The organism is Pseudorhodoferax sp. (assembly GCF_047601025.1).
GTDB lineage: Bacteria > Pseudomonadota > Gammaproteobacteria > Burkholderiales > Burkholderiaceae_C > Pseudorhodoferax.
On record NZ_JASGJZ010000001.1, the window covers coordinates 76,831 to 99,864 of the forward strand.

At 74.2% G+C, this 23,034-nt stretch carries 26 protein-coding genes; 15 read left to right on the top strand and 11 right to left on the bottom strand.

The genetic code is table 11. From position 1 onward, the window contains the following. Position 1: 1 nt before the first annotated feature. The 5 genes from QM782_RS00375 to QM782_RS00395 all read right to left on the bottom strand — a co-directional run bounded on the left by QM782_RS00375 (position 2) and on the right by QM782_RS00395 (position 3,593). Positions 2-721, bottom strand: a complete 720-nt coding sequence (locus QM782_RS00375; protein WP_415200959.1) for a hypothetical protein — start codon at positions 719-721, stop codon at positions 2-4. Between the two features lie 116 nt (positions 722-837). Further along, entirely contained in the window at positions 838-1,344 is a 507-nt protein-coding gene (locus QM782_RS00380; protein ID WP_415200960.1) for a disulfide bond formation protein B, read from the bottom strand. 116 nt (positions 1,345-1,460) lie between these two features. Then, positions 1,461-1,685 (bottom strand): hypothetical protein, encoded by a 225-nt coding sequence (locus QM782_RS00385; protein WP_415200961.1) that lies wholly within the window; start codon positions 1,683-1,685, stop codon positions 1,461-1,463. Between the two features lie 123 nt (positions 1,686-1,808). Then, the gene (locus QM782_RS00390) at positions 1,809-2,360 is read right to left on the bottom strand and encodes an NADPH-dependent FMN reductase (RefSeq protein WP_415200962.1); all 552 of its coding nucleotides are present in this window, start codon (positions 2,358-2,360) and stop codon (positions 1,809-1,811) included. Positions 2,361-2,447: 87 nt separating this feature from the next. After that, on the bottom strand, positions 2,448-3,593 hold the full coding sequence (locus tag QM782_RS00395) for an MFS transporter (protein ID WP_415200963.1): 1,146 nt from the start codon (positions 3,591-3,593) through the stop codon (positions 2,448-2,450). Positions 3,594-3,736: 143 nt separating this feature from the next. Between QM782_RS00395 and QM782_RS00400 the strand changes: the two genes are divergently transcribed. The 12 genes from QM782_RS00400 to QM782_RS00455 all read left to right on the top strand — a co-directional run bounded on the left by QM782_RS00400 (position 3,737) and on the right by QM782_RS00455 (position 14,910). Continuing rightward, entirely contained in the window at positions 3,737-4,912 is a 1,176-nt protein-coding gene (locus QM782_RS00400) for an ABC transporter substrate-binding protein (RefSeq protein ID WP_415200964.1), read from the top strand. Beyond that, positions 4,909-5,820, top strand: coding sequence for a branched-chain amino acid ABC transporter permease (locus tag QM782_RS00405; protein ID WP_415200965.1), 912 nt, complete (start codon positions 4,909-4,911; stop codon positions 5,818-5,820). Before QM782_RS00400 ends, QM782_RS00405 begins: the two co-directional genes overlap by 4 nt. A gap of 5 nt (positions 5,821-5,825) precedes the next feature. Next, a complete protein-coding gene (locus tag QM782_RS00410) occupies positions 5,826-6,788 on the top strand; it encodes a branched-chain amino acid ABC transporter permease (protein ID WP_415200966.1) in 963 nt (320 codons plus the stop codon). A 116-nt stretch (positions 6,789-6,904) separates the two neighbouring features. Next, the gene (locus tag QM782_RS00415; protein WP_415200967.1) at positions 6,905-7,738 is read left to right on the top strand and encodes an ABC transporter ATP-binding protein; all 834 of its coding nucleotides are present in this window, start codon (positions 6,905-6,907) and stop codon (positions 7,736-7,738) included. Positions 7,739-7,752: 14 nt separating this feature from the next. After that, positions 7,753-8,454: an ABC transporter ATP-binding protein gene (locus QM782_RS00420; protein WP_415205555.1), complete on the top strand. Its 702-nt coding sequence runs from the start codon at positions 7,753-7,755 to the stop codon at positions 8,452-8,454. A gap of 5 nt (positions 8,455-8,459) precedes the next feature. After that, positions 8,460-9,431 carry a 3-hydroxyacyl-CoA dehydrogenase NAD-binding domain-containing protein gene (locus QM782_RS00425; protein ID WP_415200968.1) on the top strand — a complete coding sequence of 324 codons (972 nt, stop codon included), beginning with the start codon at positions 8,460-8,462 and terminating at the stop codon, positions 9,429-9,431. 160 nt (positions 9,432-9,591) lie between these two features. Continuing rightward, on the top strand, positions 9,592-9,978 hold the full coding sequence (locus tag QM782_RS00430; RefSeq protein ID WP_415200969.1) for a type II toxin-antitoxin system RelE/ParE family toxin: 387 nt from the start codon (positions 9,592-9,594) through the stop codon (positions 9,976-9,978). Continuing rightward, on the top strand, positions 9,962-10,264 hold the full coding sequence (locus QM782_RS00435) for a helix-turn-helix domain-containing protein (RefSeq protein WP_415200970.1): 303 nt from the start codon (positions 9,962-9,964) through the stop codon (positions 10,262-10,264). The genes QM782_RS00430 and QM782_RS00435 overlap by 17 nt, the downstream gene beginning before the upstream one ends. 190 nt (positions 10,265-10,454) lie before the next feature. After that, positions 10,455-12,122, top strand: coding sequence for an ankyrin repeat domain-containing protein (locus tag QM782_RS00440; RefSeq protein ID WP_415200971.1), 1,668 nt, complete (start codon positions 10,455-10,457; stop codon positions 12,120-12,122). A gap of 34 nt (positions 12,123-12,156) precedes the next feature. After that, positions 12,157-13,029 carry a glutathione-dependent disulfide-bond oxidoreductase gene (gene yghU / locus QM782_RS00445; protein ID WP_415200972.1) on the top strand — a complete coding sequence of 291 codons (873 nt, stop codon included), beginning with the start codon at positions 12,157-12,159 and terminating at the stop codon, positions 13,027-13,029. 71 nt (positions 13,030-13,100) lie between these two features. Continuing rightward, on the top strand, positions 13,101-13,937 hold the full coding sequence (locus QM782_RS00450) for an aldo/keto reductase (RefSeq protein ID WP_415200973.1): 837 nt from the start codon (positions 13,101-13,103) through the stop codon (positions 13,935-13,937). A 10-nt stretch (positions 13,938-13,947) separates the two neighbouring features. Continuing rightward, entirely contained in the window at positions 13,948-14,910 is a 963-nt protein-coding gene (locus QM782_RS00455; RefSeq protein WP_415200974.1) for a toll/interleukin-1 receptor domain-containing protein, read from the top strand. A gap of 24 nt (positions 14,911-14,934) precedes the next feature. Here the strand turns inward: QM782_RS00455 and QM782_RS00460 are convergent, their stop codons facing one another. Next, positions 14,935-15,699 carry a TSUP family transporter gene (locus tag QM782_RS00460; RefSeq protein WP_415200975.1) on the bottom strand — a complete coding sequence of 255 codons (765 nt, stop codon included), beginning with the start codon at positions 15,697-15,699 and terminating at the stop codon, positions 14,935-14,937. A 67-nt stretch (positions 15,700-15,766) separates the two neighbouring features. Continuing rightward, the gene (locus QM782_RS00465; protein ID WP_415200976.1) at positions 15,767-16,654 is read right to left on the bottom strand and encodes a LysR family transcriptional regulator; all 888 of its coding nucleotides are present in this window, start codon (positions 16,652-16,654) and stop codon (positions 15,767-15,769) included. Between the two features lie 107 nt (positions 16,655-16,761). Between QM782_RS00465 and QM782_RS00470 the strand changes: the two genes are divergently transcribed. From QM782_RS00470 to mnmC, 3 genes are read left to right on the top strand one after another with little or no spacing between them, the layout of a single operon-like run. Further along, positions 16,762-17,244: an EVE domain-containing protein gene (locus QM782_RS00470; RefSeq protein WP_415200977.1), complete on the top strand. Its 483-nt coding sequence runs from the start codon at positions 16,762-16,764 to the stop codon at positions 17,242-17,244. A gap of 49 nt (positions 17,245-17,293) precedes the next feature. Beyond that, positions 17,294-17,566, top strand: coding sequence for an oxidative damage protection protein (locus QM782_RS00475; RefSeq protein ID WP_415200978.1), 273 nt, complete (start codon positions 17,294-17,296; stop codon positions 17,564-17,566). 4 nt (positions 17,567-17,570) lie between these two features. After that, positions 17,571-19,409 (top strand): FAD-dependent 5-carboxymethylaminomethyl-2-thiouridine(34) oxidoreductase MnmC, encoded by a 1,839-nt coding sequence (gene mnmC, locus QM782_RS00480; protein WP_415200979.1) that lies wholly within the window; start codon positions 17,571-17,573, stop codon positions 19,407-19,409. 57 nt (positions 19,410-19,466) lie between these two features. On the opposite strand, the gene QM782_RS00485 is transcribed toward mnmC, so the two are convergent. The 4 genes from QM782_RS00485 to QM782_RS00500 form a co-directional block, all read right to left on the bottom strand. Then, a complete protein-coding gene (locus QM782_RS00485; RefSeq protein WP_415200980.1) occupies positions 19,467-20,657 on the bottom strand; it encodes a branched-chain amino acid ABC transporter substrate-binding protein in 1,191 nt (396 codons plus the stop codon). 105 nt (positions 20,658-20,762) lie between these two features. Then, on the bottom strand, positions 20,763-21,098 hold the full coding sequence (locus QM782_RS00490) for a hypothetical protein (RefSeq protein WP_415200981.1): 336 nt from the start codon (positions 21,096-21,098) through the stop codon (positions 20,763-20,765). Then, positions 21,095-21,523, bottom strand: a complete 429-nt coding sequence (locus tag QM782_RS00495; protein WP_415200982.1) for a DNA polymerase III subunit chi — start codon at positions 21,521-21,523, stop codon at positions 21,095-21,097. The genes QM782_RS00490 and QM782_RS00495 overlap by 4 nt, the downstream gene beginning before the upstream one ends. A gap of 19 nt (positions 21,524-21,542) precedes the next feature. After that, on the bottom strand, positions 21,543-23,024 hold the full coding sequence (locus tag QM782_RS00500; RefSeq protein WP_415200983.1) for a leucyl aminopeptidase: 1,482 nt from the start codon (positions 23,022-23,024) through the stop codon (positions 21,543-21,545). Positions 23,025-23,034 lie beyond the last annotated feature (10 nt).

A 23,034-nucleotide genomic window follows, 5' to 3' on the forward strand; every position in this document is an offset into this window, starting at 1 on the left:
CTCAGTTGACAGCGCCGCGCGGCTGGTACGCGAAGCGCAGCACCACACGGTCGCCAGTGCACTCCAGTCCCACGCCCTCGGCCTGCGCCAGCGCCTGCACGTCCGGCCAGGCGATGGGGCGGTAGGCCTTGGCCGGCGGCGGTGGCTCGCCTTGCTGGGGCAGCAGCGCCAATTCCAGTTCGACCGCGGTACCGTCGGCGCTGCGCGCATCGATGCGGACCTCGGCCGGCGACGGCGCGGCATCCGTCAAGGCCATCAGGGCCGCAGGCAGCACGGCGCGCAGCGCCGGGCGTGACACCTCCGCCTGCACCTGAAGGGTCATGTCCGCCACCGAGAAACCACGGAACGACAGCTCCGTGGCCATCAAGTGCAGACACTCGTGCACGCCGGCCGCCAGCGGAACGGCCTCGTCCTCGCGCGGCGCCAGCCAGCCCATCAGCGCGACGCACTCGGCACTCGCCGCGCGCGACAGCGTGCTCAGCTCGCCGCTGTTGCGGCGCAGCGACTCCATGCTGGGCTCAGGCGCCTTGAGGCGGCGTTCCAGCAGGGTCGCCATCATGCCGACCGGCTGCAAGGCACCGGCGATCTGGTGCCGGATCGCCGAGCCCAGCCGGCGCAGCACCGCGTAGCGGGCGGCTTCGGCCGCGGCGGCGTCCGCCAGCGGTTCTCGGGACTGGTTGCGTGGCATCGCCTCGACGGCGTGCAGCATGGCGCTCGACATGGACCGGCACTCCCCTTGGATGAGACTGCGACGGTAGCGCAGGCACCGCGCCCGGCGCGGTCAGGCGCGGACACCTGCGGCTGTAGGCGGGCGCCGACAGCCCGGCAGGCGGACGCTCAACGCCGCGCCAGGCCGCGCCAGACCAACACCAGCATCAGCAGCGCGAAGCCGACGAAGCACAGGAACGACCAGTTGGCGATGGAGCCGCCCAGGAAGGTCCAGTCGACGGCCGCGCAATCGCCGCCGCCGGCGAAGATCATCGGCACCGCGCGCTTGAGCGGAAAGGTCTCGATCATCCCGTAGAGGTCGCGCCCGCAGCTGGCCACCTCGGGCGGATACCACTGCAGCCAGCTCTGGCGCGCCGCGACGAAGGCACCGAACCCGGCCACCGCCAGGGCCAGCACGCCGCCGGCCATGTGGGCGCCGCGCGAACGGAACAGCGCCGCCAGCCCCGCGACCACGGCCACCAGCACCAGCGCGTAGCGCTGCACGATGCACATCGGGCACGGCTCCAGGCCACCGACGTGCTGCAGGTACAGGCCGAAGGCCAGCAGCGCCACGCAGGCGAGGCTCGCCAACGCCAGCACCTTGCGCGGTGCTTCATCCAACATTCGCAACAGCATTCCCATCCCTTCTTCGTGCAGCGCTTCGTCGTCGACTGCCGCCCCGCGGGCGGCGGCGGCCGGAATTGTCGGCGATGGAGCCGGCAGGCCGCCGTTGGTTCCGCACGGATCGGGGATCAATCGTTGGGATACCAGCGCCGGCCGTCATCGCGCCGGTAGTACCCTCGCCCGTAGCCGCCGCGGCGATCGTCGTAGCCCGGACGCACGACCACCACCGGCGGCGGCACCGGCGCCACCACGACGGGCCGGCCGCGGTAGGGGTAGCCGGGCCCGACCGGGGCCACCACGCATCCGCCGAGCCCGGCGACGGCCAGCACGGCGAGAAGGGACAGGCGTTTCATGAGGGGCCTCCGGAGGCGAGTTGCGACAGGCCCATTCAACGTTCGCCGTCCATGGCGGCCGACGACCGGCCGATGAAGTTCTGTAAACGCGCGTAGCGGCCGGTACGCACCGGCCGATCGTCCTCAGCCGGCGTGCCGGCGCACCCAGGCCACGTATCTGTCCATCCAGCCCTGCAGGAACTCGCGGCCGGCCGGGCCGATGCCGCCGTCGGCATCGAACAGCCCGTCCTTGGCCTGCACGAAGGCCTCGGGCTGGGCCAGCGTGGGCACGTCCAGGTAGGCCAGCACGTTGCGCAGGTGCTGCTGCGCCAGCGCCGTGCCGATGGCGCCGACCGACACGCCGATCACGCCGGCCGGCTTGCCCGGGAAGGCGCTCTTGCCGTAGGGGCGCGAGGCGTGGTCGATCGCGTTCTTCAGCACGCCGGGAAAGGAGCGGTTGTACTCCGGCGTCACGAACAGCAGGCCCTGCGCCGCGCGGATCTCGGACTTCAGCCGCTGCACGCTCTCGGCCGGGTTGCCGTCGTCGTCCTGGTTGTACAGCGGCAGGTCGTCGATGCGCAGCTGCCTGAACGCGAAGTCCGCCGGCGCCAGCTTGGCCAGCCCCGTGGCGAGTTTGCGGTTGAACGAATCCTTGCGCAGGCTGCCGACAATGACGGCGATCTCGATTCCAGCCATGGTCGAATGTCCTTTCGATGTGAAAGAGATGTGGAAGAGGAGCCACCATAGCAAAGGCCGCCCCGCCCCTGCCTCCGGCAGGGCCGCTCAGGCCCGCAGCGCGCGCCGCGCCAGCGCCGCCTGCAGCAGCGCCAGCCCCACCACCATGCCCAGCGCCGCCGTCAGCGAACTGCCATGGGCCACGAAGCCGATGATGGACGGCCCGACCATGAAGCCGCAGTAGCCCACGGCGGCCACGGCCGAGATGCCCTGCGCCGGCGCCACGCCCGGCACCCGGGCCGCCGCGCTGAACAGCACCGGCACCACGTTGGCCAGCCCCACGCCCACCAGTGCGAAGCCCAGCAGCGCCAGCGCCACGCTGTCCGACAGCAGCACCAGCGCCAGCGCCGCGCCGGCCAGCAGCGCGCTGGCGCGCAGCAGGCCCACGGCCGACCAGCGCACGCGCAGCCGGTCTCCCAGGAAGCGCGTGGCCGCCATCGCCGCCGAGAAGCTGGCGTAGGCCATGGCCGCCCGCTGCTGCGGCGCGCCGCGCTCGGCCTGCAGGAACAGCACGCTCCAGTCGTACATCGCGCCCTCGACGACGAAGCCCAGGGCGGCCAGCAGCCCCACCAGCGCCAGTTGCCCGCGCGGCAGTGCGAAGCGGCCGTGCACCGCTTCGTGCGGCCCGGCCGGCGGCGCCGGCAGCATCTGCCGCACGCTCCAGGCGAGCAGTGCCGCGCTGCCCAGGGCCACGGCCCACAGGTGCAGCCGCGGCGCGACGGCGGCCTGCAGCAGCGCGGCGCCCAGCGCCGCACCGGCCATGCCGCCCAGGCTGAACATGCCGTGGAAGGCGCTCATCAGCGGCCGGCCGGCGGCGCGCTCCAGCTCGGAGGCGTCGGCGTTCATGGCCACGTCCAGCAGCCCGCTGGCCGCGCCGTACAGCGCCAGCAGCGCCCACAGCGCCACCGGGTGCGGCATCTGCAGCAGCAACGCGATGGCCACGGCCGACAGCATGCCGCCCCACCACGCCACGCGCCGCGCGCCGTGGCGCGCGATCAGCCAGCCGGCCTGCGTGAGGCCCGCCACCGAGCCGATGCCGGCGGCCAGCACCAGGCCGCCGATGGCGCCCACGCCCAGTCCATAGACCGCCTTGACGGTGGGGATGTGCACGCCCCAGGTGGCGAACAGGAAGCCGGCGCAGAAGAACAGGAAGCGCGCAGCCCAGTGCGCGCGCACGATCGCGGAGGAAGCCATGGCGCCCGACGATAGCCGACGCACATGGCACCAGCGCCGCACGGAGATTTCTGCGGGATAACCCGATTTGATGAACAATGCGGCCCGCCGACGACCAGCCGCACGCCATCGCCCGGCAGAAGAACGACTTCAGGACTCTTGCCGTGAAACTGCTCGCCAGCGTGCTCGCCTCCCTCGCCCTGGGCCTCGCCCATCCGGCGCAGGCCCAGCAACCCTCCCCCGCTCCCGTCAAGATCGGCTTCATGGCCGAGCTGTCCGGCCCGCAGGCCGCGCTCGGGCAGGACATGCTCGACGGCTTCATGCTCGCCGTGCAGCAGAACGGCGGCCAGCTCGGCGACGTGCCGGTGCAGGTGCTGCGGCGCGACACCCAGCTCAAGCCCGAGGTCGCCAGCCAGATCGCCGACGAGCTGATCGAGAAGGAGAAGGTGCCCATCGTCACCGGCCTGACCTTCGCCAACGTGATGATGGCCGTCACGAAGAAGCTGACCTCGGCCGGCGTCATCGTGGTCGGCGCCAACGCCGGGCCGGCGCCGCTGGCCGGCAGCCAGTGCACGCCCAACCTGTTCGTGGTGGCCAAGCAGAACGACCAGACCGCCGAGGCCATGGGCCGCTACGCCGTCGACCAGGGCTACCAGCGCATCGTCGCGATGGCGCCGAACTACCAGGCCGGCAAGGACTACGTGGGCGGCTTCAAGCGCAGCTACACCCGGCCGCTGGCCGACGAGGTCTATACCCCGCTGAGCCAGCTGGACTTCTCGGCCGAGCTGGCACGCATCGCCGCCGAGAAGCCCGACGCGGTCTACGTCTTCTACCCCGGCGGCCTGGGCGTGGCCTTCGTGCGCGCCTACCAGCAGGCCGGGCTGATGGGCAAGATCCCGCTGCTGAGCGTGTCCACCACCGACGGCACCACGCTGCCCGCGCTGAAGGACAGCGCGCTGGGCGTGCTGCACGCCTCCGTCTGGGGGCCGGACCTGCCGGCGCCGGCCAACCGCCGCTTCGTCGCCGACTTCGAGGCGCAGTACAAGCGCACGCCGTCCGAATACGCCGCCCAGGCCTACGACGCCGCGCAGCTGATCGGCTCGGCCCTGCGCAAGACCAAGGGCAGCACCGACGCCGCCGCGCTGCGCGCCGCGCTGAAGGCGGCGGACTTCGCCTCCGTGCGCGGCAGCTTCCGCTTCGGGCCGAACCAGTTCCCGGTGCAGGACTTTCACGTGTTCCAGGTCGCCCGCGACGCCAAGGGCAACGCCAACCTGAAGACGGTCACGCGGCAGCTGACGGCGCACCACGACGCGTACGTGCAAGACTGCCCGATGAAGTGAGCCTGTTCCTCGCCCAGCTGCTGAACGGGGTGCAGTTCGGCATGCTGCTGTTCCTGCTCGCCGCCGGCCTGACGCTGGTGTTCGGCATCATGAACTTCGTGCACCTGAGCCACGGTGCCTTCTACATGCTGGGCGCCTACTTCGCGGCGGCCACGCTGGCGCGCACCGACTCGTTCCTGCTGGCCGGGCTGGCCGGCGTGGCCGGCGCGATGCTGCTGGCGGTGGCCGTGGAGCGGCTGGCGCTGCGCCGCCTGTACGCGCGCGACCACCTGGACCAGGTGCTCGCCACGCTAGGCCTGATCATGTTCTTCAACGAGGTGGTGCGCATGGTCTGGGGCGCGCAGCCGCTGTTCGCGGCGCCGCCGGCCTGGCTGGCCGGCGCGGTACAGTTCGGCGAGTTCAGCTACCCGGCCTACCGGCTGGCGATCATCGCGGCCGGCCTGGCGGTGGCCGCCGGCATCCACCTGCTGATCCACCGCACGCGCGCCGGCATGCTGGTGCGCGCCAGCGCCACGCACCCGGACACCGTGGCCGCGCTGGGCGTAAACGCGCGGCTGCTGAACACGGCGCTGTTCGCAGTCGGCGCCGGGCTGGCGGCGCTGGCCGGCTGGCTGGTCGGCCCCACGGTGGCGGTGCAGTCCGGCATGGGCGACAACGTGCTGATCCTGGCGCTGGTGGTCATCGTGGTGGGCGGCATCGGCTCGGTGCGCGGCGCCTTCCTGGCCGCGCTGCTGGTCGGCCTGGTCGACACCATGGGCCGCGCCTACATGCCGCAGCTCACGCGCGCGCTGTTCGAGCGCAGCGTGGCCGACGCGGCCGGCCCGGCGCTGGCCTCGATGCTGATCTACCTGTGCATGGCGCTGATCCTGGCGGTGCGGCCCGGCGGGCTGTTCCCGGCCCGGCGGTGAGCCGCATGTTCCCCGAACCGCTGTCGTGGCGCGCGCCGCGCCCCTGGCTGGCCGGCGCGCTGTGGTGCCTGCTGCTGGCCATGCCGCTGCTGGCGCAGTGGGCCGGCTCCAGCTTCTGGCTGACGCTGGCCACGCGCATCGTGGTGTTCGCCATCGCGGCCAGCGGGCTGAACCTGCTGCTGGGCTACGGCGGCCTGGTCAGCCTGGGCCATGCGCTGTACGTCGGCATCGGCGCCTACGCGGCCGGCATCGCCGCCTTCCACGGCCTGGCGGACGGCTGGGCGCAGCTGGCCATCGCGCTGGCGCTGGCCGCCGTGGTGGCCGTGCCGCTGGGCCTGGTCTCGCTGCGCACGCGCGGCATGGGCTTCATCATGATCACGCTGGCCTTCGGCCAGATGTTCTATTTCCTGGCGGTGAGCCTGAAGGCCTACGGCGGCGACGACGGCCTGCCGCTGGAGCAGCGCAGCCAGCTCGCGCCCTGGCCGGCGCTGGAGGGCAAGGCCGCGCTGTACTACTTGGCGCTGGCCGTGCTGGCACTGGTCATGCTGGCCGCCTGGCGCGCGGCGCACGCGCGCTTCGGCATGGTGCTGCGCGGCTTTCGCGCCAACGAACGGCGCATGCTGGCGGCCGGCTTCGCGCGGCTGCGCTACCAGCTGGCGGCCTACGTGGCCTCGGCGCTGGCCTGCACGGTGGCGGGCTGGCTGCTGGCCAACCTGACGGCGTTCGCCTCGCCGTCCTACCTGTCGTGGCAGGCCTCGGGCGAGCTGATCCTGATGGTGGTGCTGGGCGGCATGGGCACGGTCATGGGGCCGCTGGTCGGCGCCGCGGCGCTGCTGCTGCTGGAGGAATGGCTGTCGAGCCTGACGCAGCACTGGATGGCCATCCTCGGCCCGGCCATCGTGCTGGTGGCGCTGCTGTCGCGGCGCGGGCTGTGGGGCGCCGTGCTGCGGCGCGAGGGCAAGCCATGAGCCTCGGCCGGCCGCCCGAAGAGGCGCGCACCGCAGCCCGTACGGGCGAAGGTCGTCCAGCAAACGCCGCCGGATCACCCCGAAGTGCTCGCCCCGCAGCGCGTACGGACGACGGTATGCCGGTGGACCTCGCCGCCCACCCCGCCCCGCTGCCCGCGCAGGCCCGCACCGCGGCGCCCCGGCCCGCCCGCACGCCGGCCGCCGACGCCGCGCCGCTGCTGCAGGCCGAGGGCCTGGTCAAGCGCTTCGGCGGCCTGCTGGCCACCGACGGCCTGCAGCTCGCGCTGGCGCCGGGCGAGACGCACGCGCTGATCGGCCCCAACGGCGCCGGCAAGACCACGGCCATGGGCCTGCTGACCGGCGAGCTGCGGCCCGACGCCGGCCGCGTGCTGCTGGACGGCCGCGACGTCACGCGCTGGAGCGTGGCGCGCCGCGCGCGCGCCGGCATCGCCCGCTCCTACCAGATCACGCAGCTGCTGCCCGGCTTCACCGTGCTGGAGAACGTGATGCTGGTGGTGCAGGCGCGCGCCGGCGCATCCTTCGGCGCCTGGACGCCCGTGCACCGCCAGCCCGCGCTGACCGGTCCGGCCCTGGCCGCGCTGGAGCAGGTCGGCCTGGCCGGCCGCGCACATGCGGACGTGGCGGCCCTGGCCCATGGCGAGCACCGCCAGCTGGAGCTGGCCATGGCGCTGGCCCTGCAGCCGCGCGTGCTGCTGCTGGACGAACCGCTGGCCGGCATGGCCCAGGGCGAATCCGAGCGCATGGTCGAACTGCTGCTGCAGCTCAAGCGCCGCTACGCCATGCTGCTGGTCGAGCACGACATCGACGCCGTGTTCCGCCTGGCCGACCGCGTCAGCGTGCTGGTCGACGGCCGCGCCATCGCCAGCGGCGCGCCGGCCGAGGTGCAGGCCGACCCGGCCGTGCGCCGCGCCTACCTGGGGCAGGCATGACGGCGGCCGCGCCGCTGCTCGACATCCAGGGCCTGGCCGCCGGCTACGGCGCCAGCCGCGTGCTGCACGGCGTGGACCTGGCCGTCGGCGAAGGCCGCATCGTCACGCTGCTGGGCCGCAACGGCATGGGCAAGAGCACGCTGCTGCGCTGCGCGATGGGGCTGCTGCCGTGCCGGGCCGGCCGCATCCGCTTCGCCGGGCGCGACACCGCGGGCCTGGCGCCGTTCGAGATCGCGCGGCTCGGCCTGGGCTGGGTGCCCGAGGGCCGCCAGGTGTTCCCCACGCTCACCGTGGCCGAGAACCTGCTGGCCACCGCCGCCGACCGCCGGCACGCCGCGCGGCCCTTCACGCTGGAGCGCATCCACGGCTGGTTCCCCCGGCTGGCCGAGCGTGCCGGCCACCTGGGCGCCCAGCTCTCCGGCGGCGAGCAGCAGATGCTGGCCATCGGCCGCGCGCTGATGACCAACCCGCGCCTGCTGATCCTGGACGAAGCCACCGAAGGCCTGGCCCCGCTGGTGCGCGAGCAGATCTGGCGCGTGCTCGGCGAACTGCGCCGCGAGGGCCTGGCCATGCTGGTCGTGGACAAGCACCTGGGCCCGCTGGAGGCGCTGGCCGACCGCCACGTGGTGCTGGAGAAAGGCCGCGTCGTCTGGCAGGGCGACGGCGCCGCGCTGCAGGCCGAGCGGCAGGCGGTGCAGCGCTACCTGGGCGTCTGACCTCCATGCCGCCCGCGACCCACCCCACAGCAGCCCCGGCGGCCGACCTGCCGGCCGGCCCGGTGGCCGTCATCGGCGCCGGCACCATCGGCGCGGCCTGGGCCGCCTTCTTCGCGCTGGCTGGCCTGCCGGTACGGGTGGCCGATCCCGCTCCCGGTGCCGCCGCCCGGCTGGACGCCATGCTGGAGCGCGCCCGCCCCGCCATGCAGGCCCTGGGCACGCTGTCGGCCGCGCCCACCGCGCCGGTGCTGGCGCACGGCATCGGCGACGCCGTGTGCGGGGCCGCCTTCATCCAGGAGGCGCTGCCGGAAGACCTGGCGCTCAAGCAGCGCGCCTACCGCGACATCGAGGCCGCCGCGCCAACCGATGCGCTGCTGATGTCCAGCTCCTCCGGCCTCATGCCCTCGGCGCTGCAGCACGGGCTGCGCCATCCGCAGCGCCTGCTGGTCGCCCACCCCTGCAACCCGGCCTACCTGATGCCGCTGGTCGAGCTGGTCGGCGGCGCGCAGACCGCACCGGCCGCGCTGGACCGCGCCGAAGCCTTCTACCGCGCGCTGGGCAAGCAGACCGTGCGCCTGCGGCGCGAGGCCACCGGCCACCTGGTCAACCGGCTGCAGGCCGCGCTGTGGCGCGAAGCCGTGCACCTGGTCGCCGAGGGCTACGCCACCGTGGCCGACGTGGACCGCGCCGTGACCGACGGCCTGGGCGCGCGCTGGACGGTGTGCGGCCCGCACGCGATCTTCCACCTGTCCGGCGGGCCGCAGGGCATGGCCGGCTTCCTGGACCGCCTCGGCCCCGCCGTCGAGCACTGGTGGGCCGACCTCGGCCAGCCGACGCTGGACGCGGCCACGCGCGCGCTGCTCGTCGCGCAGATGCAGCAGGCCGCCGCCGGCCGCAGCCCGGACCAGCTGGCGCGCGAGCGCGATGCGTGGATGCTGCGCGTGCTGGGGCTGCGCCGCGGCGATCCGGCAGATTGAGGAGGCGCGCCAGGCTGGAACCCCGACGGCGATGCGGTGCCGCGCAGCAGTTGCCCCTCGGATGGCTGTCGACACCGAGCCATGGTGGACGCATGGCCCAGTACACCGGCCGAAGTAGCGCATGGAAAAACATGCCCGTTTCGGGTAGAGTTTCGGGATCGTGACGACGCAAATCCTCAAGCGCAAAGACTTTGCGCGATGGCAGGCAAGCGAGAAACTACCCGATGCCGTGCTGTGCAAGGCGGTCCAGGAAATGGAGTGCGGCCTGATGGACGCGGACTTGGGTGGCTTCCTCTACAAGAAGCGGGTCGCTCGACCCGGTGCGGGCAAGAGTGGCGGCTACCGCACGCTGCTGTCGATGCGGATCGGCAGCCGATGCGTGTTCCTGCATGGGTTCTCCAAGAACAGCAAGGCGAACATCACGCAGGAGGAGAAGAAGGCGCTGCAATTCGCAGGCAAGGTGTTCCTGGAACTGTCTGCCCGGGACCTGGCCATTGCATTGCGGGCAGGCGTACTACTGGAGGTGCATTGTGAGCAAGATCATTGAATCCCTGCGCGACGACCTCGCCGTGCTCCACAAGGCGGGGGCAATCAGCAAGGTGACGATGCGCAGTTTCGACGCCATTTGCCCGCCTCCGGTACGGGAGTTCAGTGCTGACGACATCAGGCACCTGCGCGAAAGATTGAAGTTCAGCCAGCCGGTATTCGCGCTGCACTTGCACACCTCGGCCTCGACGGTGCGCAAGTGGGAGCAAGGCGAAACGCATCCCACGGGGCCGGCGCTCAAGCTGCTCAACGTGATTGCAGACAAGGGCTTGCAGGCCATCATCTGATACCCGCGGGCATGGGCCGGCCGGGACGGTCGCGGCGGATCGCTGCGGCCACCGCTACCATCGTCCCCCGCGGTGCAAGCCGCGCCCGGGCCCGCGGGAAGGGTGGAACCCACTTGCAGACACATGCCAGGCACTTCGCCTTTGTGCAGCCGGACTTGCGGGCCGTCGGCGTTCCTGCACGGAGGTGCTCGTGAAGCGCATGCCCCTGCGGCCCGACCTGGGCCATCTGAAGAAACAGGCCAAGCAACTGGCGGCCGAGGCCCGCGCCGGCACGCCGGCCGCGCTGGCGCGGCTGCGCGGCCATCTGCCAGCCGCCGCCGGCCATGACGACGCGGCGCTGGCCGCCATGGACTGGAGGCTGCACGACGCGCAGTCCTGCCTCGCGCGCGAATACGGCTTCGCGTCCTGGGCCGAGCTGGCCGGCTTCGTCGCCGCGCGCCGGGCGCTGGCCGACGACCCGGCGCAGGCGCAGCGGCACTGGCTGGGCCTGGTCTATGCCGGCGACCTCACCGGCAGCCTGGATGGCGCGCAGCCCGCCGTCGCCGCGCGGCTGCTGGCCGCGCAGCCCGGGCTGGCCGCGGGCGATCCGCTGCTGGCCTGCGCGGTGGGCGACCTGGCGGCCGTCGAGGCCGCGATCGCGCGCGACGCCGGCTGGGTGCACCGGCCGGGCGGGCCGCTGCAGTTGCCACCGCTGCTGGCCGTCACGCATTCCAGCCTGCTGCGGCTGCCGGCCTTCCGCGCCGGGCTGCACGCCTGCGCGCAGCGGCTGCTCGCGGCCGGCGCCGACCCCGGCCAGCAGGTCGGCAGCCGCTGGCCGCCGGCCTCGCTGCAGGCGCCTTCCGCGACCGAGCGGCTCTCGGCCCTGTACGGCGCGGCCGGGCAGAACCACGACGCGGCGCTGACGCGCCTGCTGCTGGCCGCCGGGGCCGACCCGAACGACGGCGAATCGCTCTACCACGCGCTGGAGCATCCGGAATGCACGCGGCTGCTGCTCGAAGCCGGCGCGCGCGTCACCGGCACCAACGCGCTGTACCGCGTGCTGGACCTGGACGCCCTGCCCCAGCTGGAACTGCTGCTGGCGCACGGCGCCGATCCGAACGAGCCGGCGGCCGGCCCGCCCACCAGCGACTGGGGCCGCCCGCTGCTGTGGGCGATCCGCCGGCGCCGCTCGGCCGCGCACGTGGCCGCGCTGCTGCGCGCCGGCGCCGACCCGCGCGCCCGCACGCCGGACGGCACCGACGCCGCCACGCTGGCGCTGCGCCACGGCCTGCCCGAGGTGGCGGCGCTGCTGGCCGCGGCCGGGCTGCTGCCGCCCAGCGCGGCGCAGGCGCCGGACGAGCTGTTCGTCGCCGCCTGCGCCCGCGGCGACGAGGCCGAGGCGCGGTGCCTGCAGGCCCGGCATCCGGATTGGCCGGCCGCACTGGCGCCCGCGCAGCTGCGCCTGCTGCCCGAACTGGCGGCCACGGGCTGCCTGGACGGCGTGCGCTGCATGCTGCGGCTGGGCTGGCCGGTCGCCACGCCGGGCGGGGACTGGCAGGCCTCGGCGCTGAACCACGCCGTGTTCCGCGGCGATGCGGAAATGGCCCGGCTGCTGCTGGCCCATGGCGCGCAGTGGACCGAGCGCCACGGCTTCGGCGACGACTGCAGCGGCACGCTGTCCTGGGCCTCGGTCAACCGGCCCGACGGCCCCGGCGACTGGCTGGGCTGCGCGCAGGCGCTGGTCGCGCACGGCATGCCCGGCGCCCGGCCCGACCCGCAGGCGGCGGACACGGTGCTGCTCGACGGCCGGCGCAAGCGTTTCTCGGACGAGGTCACGGACTTTCTGCTCGATGCCGGCACGCCGCGCCAGCCTGCATAGACTGGCCGCGCCACACCACGAAAGGACCCACCGCATGCGCGACGACGACACGACGCCCTACACCCCGCCAGCCGTCTGGACCTGGAACAAGGCCAGCGGCGGGCGCTTCGCCAACATCAACCGGCCCGTGGCCGGCGCCACGCACGAGCAGGAGCTGCCGGTGGGCCGCCACCCGCTGCAGCTGTACTCGCAGGGCACGCCCAATGGCGTGAAGGTCACGGTGCTGCTGGAAGAGCTGCTGGCGGCCGGCCACGATGGCGCCGAGTACGACGCCTGGCTGGTCCCGATCGGCGAGGGCGCGCAGTTCGGCAGCGGCTTCGTGGCCGTCAACCCGAACTCCAAGATCCCGGCGCTGGTGGACCGCAGCGGCGCGCAGCCGGTGCGGGTGTTCGAGTCCGGCGCGATCCTGCTGTACCTGGCCGAGAAGTTCGGCGCCTTCGTGCCCGCGGCCGGTGCGCCAGGGCGGGCCGAGTGCCTGTCGTGGCTGTTCTGGCAGATGGGCAGCGCGCCGTTCGTGGGCGGCGGCTTCGGCCACTTCTACGCCTATGCGCCGGCCAAGATCGAGTACGCGATCGACCGCTACGCGATGGAGACCAAGCGCCAGCTCGACGTGCTGGACCGCCGCCTGGCCGAGAGCCGCTACGTGGCCGGCGACGCCTACACCATCGCCGACATGGCCATCTGGCCCTGGTACGGCCAGCTCGCGCTGGGCGAGCTGTACGGTGCCGGCGAGTTCCTGCAGGTGCAGGCATACCGCCACCTGCAGCGCTGGACGGCCGAGATCGCCGCGCGGCCGGCCGTGCGCCGCGGCCGCATGGTCAACCGCACCGCGGACGGCCCGGCCGGCCAACTGCGCGAGCGCCACGACGCGCGCGACTTCGACACGCCGCCGAAAGCGCCGGCATGAGCCCCGCCCCGCCGCCCGAAGGGGCGCATGCCCACCCGGAGGAACCGGGCCGCAGGCCCGAGGGCGGGCCAATGCGCCTGCAACGGCGGCTCCCCTGCGGCGAAGCCGTGCCCGCGCTCGGCCAGGGCACCTGGAACCTGGGCGACGACCCGGCCCGGCGCGGCGAGGAGATCGCCGCGCTGCGCCAGGGCCTGGACCTGGGGCTGACGCTGATCGACACGGCCGAGATGTACGGCGACGGCCGCGCCGAGCAGCTGGTCGGCGAAGCCATCGCCGGCCGGCGCGGCGAGGTGTTCCTGGTCAGCAAGGTCTACCCGCACAACGCCTCGGCCCGGGCCATGCCGCGCAGCTGCGAGGCCAGCCTGCGGCGCCTGGGCGTGGAGACCATCGACCTGTACCTGCTGCACTGGCCCGGCAGCGTGCCGCTGGCCGAGACGGTGGAGGCCTTCGAGGCGCTGCGCCGCGCCGGCAAGATCCGCCACTTCGGCGTCAGCAACTTCGACGCGCGGGCCATGCAGCAGCTGTGGCGCACGCCCGGCGGCCAGGCGGCGCAGGCCAACCAGGTGCTCTACCACCTCGGCGAGCGCGGCATCGAATGGGACCTGCTGCCCTGGCAGCGCGAGCACGCCCTGCCCGTCATGGCCTATTCGCCATTCGACCAGGGCCGGCTGCTGCGCCACCGGGCGCTGGCCGCCTGCGCGCAGCGCCACGGCCTGGCGCCGGCGCAGGCCGCGCTGGCCTGGCTGCTCGCGCAGGACGGCGTGGTCGCGATCCCCAAGAGCGGCAGCGCCGAGCGCGTGCGGCAGAACGCCGCCGCGCGCGACCGCCCGCTGCCGGACGGACTGCGCGCGGAGCTGGACCGGTTGTTCGCCCCGCCGGACGGGCCGACGCCGCTGACCATGCTGTAGGAGACGCGCCATGGCCGCAGCGGAGCGCGTGTTCATCTCCTACCGGCGCGACGACGCGGCGGGCTACGCCGGCCGGCTCGAAGAAGCGCTGGAGAAGCGCCTGGGCCACGGCAGCGTGTTCCGCGACCTGCTCGACATCCCGCCCGGCGCCGACTTCGTCGACACCATCCGCCAAAGCCTGTCCGGCGCGCGCACGGTGCTGGTGCTGATCGGCCCGCGCTGGGCCGGCGAGGCGCCGGGCGGCGCCCGCCGCATCGACGACCCGCAGGACTTCGTGCGCCTGGAAGTGCAAGTGGCGCTGCACGGCGGCGCGCAGGTGATCCCGGTGCTGCTGCCCGGCACGCGCATGCCCGCCGAGGCCGAGCTGCCCGAGCCGCTGAAGGCGCTGGCGCGGCGCAACGCGCTGGAACTGGGCGACCCGCACTGGGACGCCGACGTCGACCGCCTGGCCGCCGGCATCGACGGCGCACCGCGCCGCGCGCGCCGGCCGCTGCTGGTCGGCGGCGTGCTGGCGGCCGTGCTGGTGGCGGCGCTGGCCGCCGGCGTGGCCTGGCGGTCCGGCGGCGGCGCGCCGGCGGACGCGGCGGCGCGCTTCGTCGGCAGCTGGCAGGGCCCGGTGCGGTACGCCTGGGGCGACCGCTACGACGAACGCTTCGAATTCCAGCGCCATGCCGGCGAACTGACCGGCAGCGCCACCTTCCTGGGCTATCCGCGCGCCATCGGCCGGCTGCGCGTGGACGGCGGCAACCTGCACTTCGAGACGCACAGCATCGAGCGCGTCGGCGACTCCAGCAAGGAGCTGACGCACGCCTACGCGGCCGAGCTGCGCGGCCAGCCGCCCGACGAGGTGCTGGCCTTCAGGCTGGAGATCAGCGGCGGGCACAGCAGCAATCCGCCGATCGCGTTCGAGGCGCGCCGCGTGCCCGATGCCGCCCCGGCCGCCGGTGCGCCCGGCACGCCGGCCTCGCGCTGAGCACGGCGGACCGGGATTTCCGGCTCAACCCGCCGCGTAGCGCGCCAGCAGCGACAGGCCCGAGCCCAGCACCACCAGGTGCACCAGCCGCAGGAAGCGCTCGCGCGGCATGCCGAGCACCAGCCGGCGCCCGATCGCGCTGCCCAGCAGCATGGCCGGCAGCAGGCAGGCCGCCAGCACCAGCACGCCGCGCTGCGCGTACACGCCGGCCAGCGCGAACAGCACCAGCCGCGTCAGCGTGGACAGGCCGATCAGCGCCGACTGCGTGACGCGCTGGCGCGTCGGCTCCGCCACGCGGCCGGACAGGTAGATCGCGTAGAGGAAGCCGCCGCTGCCGAACAGCGCCGAGCACAGGCCGCCGACCAGGCCGAACGGCAGCGCCGCGCCCGGGCCGAAGCGGCGCTGCGGCCGGCGCACGAGCAGCTGGTAGCACGCATGCCCCGCCGCGAACACACCCAGCGCCAGCAGCAGCGCCTGCGGCCGGCCCGCCAGCAGCAGCGCCGCGCCGCCCAGGCTGCCCAGCGCCATCCAGGGCACGAGGCGGCGCAGTTCGCCGCGCTCGGCCTGGCGCCCGTCGCGCAGCAGGCCCAGGGCCGCCGCCGCGCAGTCCAGCAAGGCCAGCAGCGGCACGATGGTGGCCAGCGGCCACCAGTGGGCGAGCACCGGCCCGGCCACCAGCGCGGTGCCGAAGCCGGCCAGGCCGAACACCACGTAGGCCGCCGTGACGCCGGCCAGGGCCGGCAGCAGTTGGTCGGGCGGGATCGGCAAGGCGGCGAGAACGGCATCCATGCCGGGCAATCTAGCGGCCGCCGCGCGCCGGCGCCAATACAGAAAACGGCCGCCGAGCTTCTCGAAATCAGATCGCGGCCCGCAGCAGCGCGGCGAAGCGCTGCACCATCTCGCCGGCGTCGTGCCGCCACAGGCCCACGACCTCGCTCGTGGCCTGTGCGTCGTCCAGCGCCAGCGCCTGCACGCCCGGCGGCGCCAGCCGCGCCATGGACTGCGGCACGACCGCGATGCCCAGGCCGGCCTGCACCAGCGCCAGCTGCGTCCACTTGCGCGAGCGCACCGGCGCGGGCCGCGGCGCGAAGCCGGCCGCGCGGCACAGCGCGGCCACGCACTGGCCCAGGCCGCCGCGCTCCAGGTGCGGCGTGGCGACGAACGCCTCCCCGCGCAGCGCCGCCACCGGCACCGCCGCCGCGCCCGCCAGCGCATGGCCGGCCGGCACCAGCGCCAGCAGCGGCTCGCGCCACAGCGGCTGGTAGGCCACGCCCTCGTAGCGGCGCAGCAGTGGCGCGCGCGCCAGCCCCAGGTCGGCCCGGCCCTCGTGGATCTCCAGCGCCTGCGCCTCGGAGGAGGCCTGCGCGATCTCGATGGCGACGCCCGGCTGCTGCGCCGCGTGCGCGCGCAGCACGGCCTGCAGCCGCGCGTCCAGCGGCACCGAGCTGGAATGCAGCAGCTGCAGCTGGCCCGCCGTGCCGCGGCCGGCGTGGCGCGCATGCGCGACGGCGGACTCCAGCGCCGCCAGGATGCGGCGCGCATCCGCGTACAGCGCCCGGCCGGCGGCCGTCATCTGCAGCCTGCGGCTGTCGCGCAGCAGCAGCGGGACCTGCAGCGCCTGCTCCATCTCGCGCACCTGGCGGCTCAGCGCGGACTGCGCGATGAACAGCCGCTCGGCCGCGGCGCTGAAGCCGCCGGCGTCCACGATCTCGACGAAGTAGCGCAGTTGGCGGTGGCTCAGCATGGGCTGGCGACTCTACGCGCTTGGCGCGGCGGCGCGCAGCACCAGCACGGCGGTGCCGCTGTGGCATGCTCGCGCGGGACGTATCCGCCCGCCACCCGCCGCCCGCCATGAATTCCGACGCCCCGCGCTACTGGCTCATGAAGTCCGAGCCCGACGAATGCTCGATCGACGACGCGCTGGCCGCGCCCGGCCGCACCGTGCCCTGGACCGGGGTGCGCAACTACCAGGCGCGCAACTTCATGCGCGATGCGATGCAGGTCGGCGACGGCGTGCTGTTCTACCACTCCAGCTGCCCCGAGCCGGGCATCGCCGGCATCGCGCGCGTGGCCTCCGGCCCGTATCCGGACCCGACGCAGTTCGACCCGTCCTCGCCCTACCACGACCCGGCGTCCAAACCCGAGGCGCCACGCTGGCTGCTGCGCGACGTGCAGGCGCTGCGCAAGACGCGGCTGCTGGGCCTGGCCGAGCTGCGCGCGCACCCGGAGCTGGCGCAGCTGCAGGTGCTCAGGCGCGGCAACCGCCTGTCGATCACGCCGGTCGAGCCGGCGCATTGGCGGCTGATCACGGAGGACTTGCTGGGCGGCCGATAATCCCGCGGTTTGCACCGGGCCGCCCACGGCCCGCACGGAGGAATTCGACATGGCACGCATGGTGAACTGCGTCAAGCTCGGCCGCGAAGCCGAAGGCCTGGACCTGCCCCCCTACCCCGGCCCGCTGGGCAAGCGCATCTGGGAGAACGTCAGCAAGGAGGCCTGGGCCGCCTGGCTGCGCCAGCAGACCATGCTGATCAACGAGAACAAGCTGAACATGGCCGACCAGCGCGCCCGCCAGTATCTGGCGCGGCAGATGGAGAACCACTTCTTCGGCGCCGGCGCCGACGTCGCGCAAGGCTACGTCCCGCCCGCGCAGTGAACGCGTGAGCGAGCCGGTCGAGTGGCTGGCCGACGGCGCCCCCTACAACCCGCGCTACGGTGACCGCTACCGCTCCGAGGCCGGCGGCGGCCTGGACCAGGCGCGCGGCGTGTTCCTGCACGGCTGCGGCCTGCCCGGCGCCTGGGCGCAGCACCCGCACTGGACGATCCTGGAAACCGGCTTCGGCCTGGGACTGAACTTCCTGGTCGCCTGGCACGCCTGGCGCGGCGACCCCGCGCGGCCCGGGCGGCTGCACTTCGTCTCGGTCGAGGCGCACCCGGCCTCGGCCGAGGACCTGCTGCGCAGCGTGGCCGCGCACGCGGAGCTGCAGCCGCTGGCCGCCGAGCTGGCCGCGCAGTACTGGGGCCTGCGGCCCGGCGTGCACCGCCTGCGCTTCGAGCAGGGGCGCGTGCTGCTGACGCTGGCCATCGGCGAGGCCGCACCCATGCTGCGCGAGCTGGCCGGCGAGGCCGACGCGGTGTTCCTCGACGGCTTCAGCCCGGCGCTCAATCCCGGCATCTGGGACCTCGCCACGCTGAAAGCCGTCGCGCGCCACTGCCGGCGCGGCACCCGCCTCGCCACCTGGACGGTGGCGCGCGCCGTGCGCGACGCGCTGGCGCAATGTGGCTTCCAGTGCGAGCGCGTGCCCGGCGTGCCGCCCAAGCGCGAGCGGCTGCAGGCCGTCTACGCACCGACCTGGACGCCGCGCCACCGCCCGCAGCCCTGGGAGCATGCCGGGCCGCTGCCCGCGCCCGGCCGCTGCACCGTACTCGGCGCCGGCCTGGCCGGCGCCTGCGTGGCGCGCGCGCTGGCCGAGCGTGGCTGGCAAGTCGAGGTGCTCGACGCCGCCCCGGCGCCGGCGGCCGGCGCCTCGGCCCTGCCCGCCGGCCTGTTCGCGCCGCACGACACGGCCGAGGACACGCCGCTGTCGCAGCTCACGCGCGCCGGCGCACGCTGCACGGCCACGCTGCTGCAGCGCCTGCTGGCGCCGGGCGTGGACTTCGCGCTGAGCGGCGTGCTGGAGCGGCGCCTGCGCAGTGCCGGCGCACGGCCTGCCGGCACGCCGGACGACCGCTTCAGCCGCCCTGCGCCCGCCGACCTGCTGCGCCTCGCCGGGCTCGACGCGGACGCACCGGCACGCTGGCATGCGCTCGCCGGCTGGGTCCGGCCGGCGCGGCTGGTGCAGGCGCTGCTGCGGCATCCGGCCATCGCGTTCCGCGGCGGCTGCGCCGTCGCCCGCCTGCAGCCCACGGACCGCGGCTGGCAACTGCAGGGCGCCGGCGGCGCCGTGCTCGGCGACACCGCGCTGCTGGTCGTGGCCGGCGGCAGCGGCAGCGCCGCGCTGCTGCGCACCGCGCTGGATGCCCCGCCCGACCTGCGCGCCGTGCGCGGCCAGGTCAGCTTCGGCCCGTGCCCGCCGGACCTGCCGGCACCGCCCTGGCCGGTCAACGGCCACGGCCATTTCATCGCGCCGGTGCCGGGCGACGACGGCCCGCGGTGGATCACCGGCTCCAGCTTCGGCCGCGGCGACGAGCGCACGGACGTGCGCGACGCGGACCTGGCCTACAACCTGGACCGCCTGGCCGTGCTGCTGCCGGCCACGGCCCGGGCGCTGGCGCAGCACCCGCCGCCGCAGGCCTGGGCCGGCGTGCGCTGCGCCGCGCCGGACCGGCTGCCGCTGGCCGGCCCGCTGGCGCCGCCCGGGCTGTGGGGGCTGACGGCGCTGGGCGCGCGCGGCCTCACGCTGGCGCCGCTGATGGCCGAGCTGCTGGCCGCCCGGCTGCACGGCGAGCCGCTGCCCGTGCCGGCGCGGCTGGCGGCGGCGGTCGATCCGCGGCGCTGAAACGACGAGAGGGCCCGAAGGCCCTCTCATCACGCTGCCGGCAGTGCCGGGAGAACGTCAGCGCACCACGGCGATCTGCTCGCGCTGGCCGCCCTTGTAGGTGTACAGCGTCAGCGCGCCGTTCTTGATGTCGCCCTTCTCGTCGAAGGCGATGTTGCCGGTGATGCCCTTGTAGTCGATCTTCGCCAGCTCGGGCAGGTACTTCTCGGGCGCGGGCGAGCCGGCGTTCTGCATGGCCGTGGCGAGCACCTTGACCGCGTCGTACACGTAGGGCGCGTACAGCTTCACGTCGACGTTGAACTTCTGCTGGAAGTCGGCCTTGAACTTGTCCACGCCCGCCTTCAGGTCGCCGTCCACGCCGCCGGCCTCGGCGCAGACGACCTGGTCGTCGGCCAGCGCATCGCCGGCCAGCTTGGCCAGCTCGGTCGTGCAGATGCCGTCGCCGCCCATGAACTTGACCTTCAGGCCCAGCTGCTTGGCCTGGCGCAGCATCGGACCGGCCACGGCGTCCATGCCGCCGTAGAACAGGATGTCTGGCTTGGCCGCCTTCAGCTTGGTCAGGATGGCGTTGAAGTCGGTGGACTTGTCGGTCGTGAACTCGTGGCCGGCGATATTGCCGTTGGCGGCCTTGACGGCTTTCTCGAATTCCTCGGCCACGCCCTGGCCGTAGGCCGTGCGGTCGTCGATCACGACGATGGACTTGCCCTTCAGCTCGTTGACGGCGTACTTGCCCAGCGTGCCGCCCAGGTGCACGTCGTCGGCCACCACGCGGAACGTGGTCTTGAAGCCCTGGCGGGTGTACTTGGGGTTGGTGGCCGACGGGGAGATCTGCGGCACGCCGGCGTCGCTGTAGATCTTGGAGGCCGGGATGGTGGTGCCGGAGTTCAGGTGGCCGACCACGCCCTGCACCTGGCTGTCCACCAGCTTCTGCGCCACGGCCGTGCCCTGCTTGGGATCGGCCGCGTCGTCCTCGGCCAGCAGTTCGAACTTGGCGACCTTGTCGCCGATCTTGAAGCCGGCGGCATTGAGCTCGTCGATGGCCATGCGCGCGCCCAGCTCGTTGTCCTTGCCCAGGTGGGCGATCGGGCCGCTGGTGGGCGCGACGTGGCCGATCTTGACGGTGATGGTCTCGCCTGCCGGAGCCGGAGCAGCCGCGGAGGGTGCCGGAGCCGGAGCGGGCTCTTCCTTCTTGCCGCACGCGACCAGCGCCATGGCGGCCAGGGCGACCGCGGTCCATTTCAACTGCATATCAATCCTCCAGAGACGGAACGAACGAAAAATGTGTTTATACCGCGCCGCCCCGGCCGTTCGCGGGCCGGCCGGCGCCGGCTCGGCAGAAAACCCACAGGGGTTTCACCGGCCCTGGCGCGGCGGCGGCGCGGCGGCCAGGGCTTCGGCCAGGGCCTGGCGCACGGCGGCGCCGATCTCCTGGCGCAGGCGGGGCAGCAGCCGCTGCACCTGGCGCTCGACCGCCTCGTCGATGCGGCCCAGCGCATGCTCGAGCAGTTGCGCGTCGGCCAGCGGTGGGGCCGGCGGCGGAAGCTGCGGCCCGGCGGAGGCGGCGGGCACCACCGCCGCGGCGGCCGGGGCAGTCGGGCCGGCCGGAACCGCCGGCGGCGCATCGGCGATCTCGGTCAGCACCGGCACGTAGCGCGGCGGCGTGCGGGGCGGCTGCTGCGGACCGGTCACCGCTGGAGGTCCAGGTCGTGCCGCACGATGGCGTAGCCGCGCGCGGCATAGTGGCGCCAGCGCTCGCGCGCCAGCGCACGGTCTTCCGCATCGCCGCTGACGACCTCGATCAGCCGTTCGAAGCGCTCGAAGCCGGCCGGCACCAGGTCGCCCAGGTTGACCAGCACCGGGTGCACCGGCGCCTGCAGCGGGTCGGGCGCCAGCACCACCGGCGAGGCGTCCAGCACCCGCGGCGGGCTGCCGGCCTGGCAGTGCGGCACGAAGTCCAGCTGCGAGAAGGTCCACAGCTGCTGGTCGAGCCGGCCCAGCAGCGCATCCGGGCCGGTGACGACCGCGCGCGTCTGCCGGACGAGGGCCTTGCGCAGCAGGCGGCAGGCGTAGGCCAGCTTGTCGGGGGCGTTGAAGTGGAACGCGACCTCGGTCATGGCCCCGGGACGGCGGGTCTCAGCCAGCGGCGGCGCTGCGGCGCTTGCGGGCCGGCGCCGCCTTGGCGGCGGGCTGCGCCTGCAGCAGGTAGTGCAGCAGCAGGCCGACGGGCCGGCCGGTCGCACCCTTGGCGGCGCCGCTCTTCCAGGCCGTGCCGGCGATGTCCAGGTGCGCCCAGGGCTGCTGGCCGGCGAAGCGCTGCAGGAACTTGGCCGCCGTCACGGCGCCGGCGGCGCGGCCGGCGACGTTGGCCACGTCGGCGAAATGGGTCTTCAGGCCATCGGCGTAGTCGTCGTCCAGCGGCAGGCGCCAGCACGGGTCCAGCGCCTCCTCGCCGGCGGCCTGCAGCGCCGCGGCCAGCGCGTCGTCGTTGGCGAACAGGCCGCTGCGCACGCCGCCCAGCGCGACCACGCAGGCGCCGGTCAGCGTGGCGATGTCGATCACGGCCGCGGGCTTGAAGCGCTCGGCGTAGGTCAGCGCGTCGCACAGGATCAGCCGGCCCTCGGCGTCGGTGTTCAGGATCTCGATGGTCTGGCCGCTCATGCTGGTGACCACGTCGCCGGGCTTGATGGCATGGCCGTCGGGCATGTTCTCGCAGCTGGCGATCAGGCCGACCACGTTGACGGCGGGCCGCAGCTCGGCCAGCGCGCGGAACACGCCGAGCACGCTGGCCGCGCCGCACATGTCGAACTTCATCTCGTCCATCTCGGCGGCCGGCTTGATCGAGATGCCGCCGGTGTCGAAGCTGATGCCCTTGCCGACCAGCACCGTCGGCGCCGTGCCGCGCGCGCCGCCGTTGTAGCGCAGCACGATGAAGCGCAGCGGCTCCTGCGAGCCCTGGGCCACCGCCATGAAGGCCCCCATGCCGAGCTTGGCGACTTCGCGCGGGCCCAGCACCTCGCACTGGATGCCGCCGTGGCGCGCCAGGCTCTTGGCGGCGCCGGCGATCAGCGCGGGCGTGGCGTGGTTGCCCGGCCGGTTGCCCCATTCCTTGGCGAACTCCACGCCGGCCACCAGGGCCACGGCCTGGTCGAACGCGGCGCGCGCAGCGGCCACGTCGGCCACGGCCACGACGACCTGGGCCAGCTTGCGCGGCTCGGGCCGGGACTTGGTGGCGGTGTAGGCGTAGGTGGCGTCGGCCACCGCGCACAGGGCGGCACGCAGCGCCGACTCGGCCCAGGGCCCGGCGCACGCCAGCACCAGGCGCCGCGCCTGGCGCAGCGTGCCCATGCCGGCCAGCACGGCCTGGCGCACCTGGCGCGCGGCGCCGTCGCCGCTGCCGGCGAGCACCACGCGCGTGGCGGCCACGCCCTGCGGGCGGTACAGGGCCAGCGTCTTGCCGGGCTTGGGTTCGAAGTCGCCCGCCTTGCGGGCCTGTGCGATCCAGCCGGACAGCGCGTCGGCGCCCGGCTTGAAGTCCTCGGGCACAAGCACGAGCAGCGCGTCGCACTTGGCGGCAGCGCATCCGGCGGCGTCGAGGGACTTGAGTTCGAAGTTCATAATCCCGCCT

Bases quoted from the DNA above. Each gene is read 5' to 3' on its own strand.
- QM782_RS00385 (WP_415200961.1), bottom strand. From the start codon at position 1,685: ATGAAACGCCTGTCCCTTCTCGCCGTGCTGGCCGTCGCCGGGCTCGGC.
- QM782_RS00465 (WP_415200976.1), bottom strand. From the start codon at position 16,654: ATGCTGAGCCACCGCCAACTGCGCTACTTCGTCGAGATCGTGGACGCC.
- QM782_RS00425 (WP_415200968.1), top strand. From the start codon at position 8,460: ATGCCGCCCGCGACCCACCCCACAGCAGCCCCGGCGGCCGACCTGCCG.
- yghU (WP_415200972.1), top strand. From the start codon at position 12,157: ATGCGCGACGACGACACGACGCCCTACACCCCGCCAGCCGTCTGGACC.
- QM782_RS00390 (WP_415200962.1), bottom strand. From the start codon at position 2,360: ATGGCTGGAATCGAGATCGCCGTCATTGTCGGCAGCCTGCGCAAGGAT.
- QM782_RS00395 (WP_415200963.1), bottom strand. From the start codon at position 3,593: ATGGCTTCCTCCGCGATCGTGCGCGCGCACTGGGCTGCGCGCTTCCTG.
- QM782_RS00485 (WP_415200980.1), bottom strand. From the start codon at position 20,657: ATGCAGTTGAAATGGACCGCGGTCGCCCTGGCCGCCATGGCGCTGGTC.
- QM782_RS00460 (WP_415200975.1), bottom strand. From the start codon at position 15,699: ATGGATGCCGTTCTCGCCGCCTTGCCGATCCCGCCCGACCAACTGCTG.
- QM782_RS00415 (WP_415200967.1), top strand. From the start codon at position 6,905: ATGCCGGTGGACCTCGCCGCCCACCCCGCCCCGCTGCCCGCGCAGGCC.
- QM782_RS00500 (WP_415200983.1), bottom strand. From the start codon at position 23,024: ATGAACTTCGAACTCAAGTCCCTCGACGCCGCCGGATGCGCTGCCGCC.
- QM782_RS00455 (WP_415200974.1), top strand. From the start codon at position 13,948: ATGGCCGCAGCGGAGCGCGTGTTCATCTCCTACCGGCGCGACGACGCG.
- QM782_RS00470 (WP_415200977.1), top strand. From the start codon at position 16,762: ATGAATTCCGACGCCCCGCGCTACTGGCTCATGAAGTCCGAGCCCGAC.
- QM782_RS00495 (WP_415200982.1), bottom strand. From the start codon at position 21,523: ATGACCGAGGTCGCGTTCCACTTCAACGCCCCCGACAAGCTGGCCTAC.
- QM782_RS00410 (WP_415200966.1), top strand. From the start codon at position 5,826: ATGTTCCCCGAACCGCTGTCGTGGCGCGCGCCGCGCCCCTGGCTGGCC.
- QM782_RS00475 (WP_415200978.1), top strand. From the start codon at position 17,294: ATGGCACGCATGGTGAACTGCGTCAAGCTCGGCCGCGAAGCCGAAGGC.
- QM782_RS00380 (WP_415200960.1), bottom strand. From the start codon at position 1,344: ATGCTGTTGCGAATGTTGGATGAAGCACCGCGCAAGGTGCTGGCGTTG.
- QM782_RS00375 (WP_415200959.1), bottom strand. From the start codon at position 721: ATGTCGAGCGCCATGCTGCACGCCGTCGAGGCGATGCCACGCAACCAG.
- QM782_RS00450 (WP_415200973.1), top strand. From the start codon at position 13,101: ATGCGCCTGCAACGGCGGCTCCCCTGCGGCGAAGCCGTGCCCGCGCTC.